General features: G+C 44.7%; 1 protein-coding gene. It reads left to right on the forward strand.

What is annotated here, in order from left to right; all coding sequences use genetic code 11:
- A partial coding sequence (locus EYD46_RS17580; protein WP_130938486.1) for an immunoglobulin-like domain-containing protein occupies window positions 1–454 on the forward strand: 454 nt, incomplete at both ends.

The raw sequence follows: 454 nt of genomic DNA on the forward strand, positions 1-454 counted from the left end.
GCACCAGTAATCACATTAAACGGTAATGCTACGATAGACTTAAACGTAGGCGATATCTACACAGAAGCAGGCGCAACAGCGACAGATGATTTAGATGGAGACATCACGGCAAACATTGTTATTGCTGGGGATGTAGTAGACACAAGTATCGCAGGCACGTATGTAGTCACTTATAATGTAAGTGATGCGGCAGGCAATGCAGCCACACAAGTAAGCAGAACCGTAAATGTAATACCAGACACCACTGCACCAGTAATAACCTTAAATGGTAATGCCACGATAGACTTAAACGTAGGCGATATCTACACAGAAGCAGGCGCAACAGCGACAGATGATTTAGATGGAGACATCACGGCAAACATTGTTATTGCTGGGGATGTAGTAGACACAAGTATCGCAGGCACGTATGTAGTCACTTATAATGTAAGTGATGCGGCAGGCAATGCAGCCACAC

The sequence above is a fragment of the Hyunsoonleella pacifica genome, assembly GCF_004310335.1.
Lineage (GTDB): Bacteria > Bacteroidota > Bacteroidia > Flavobacteriales > Flavobacteriaceae > Jejuia > Jejuia pacifica.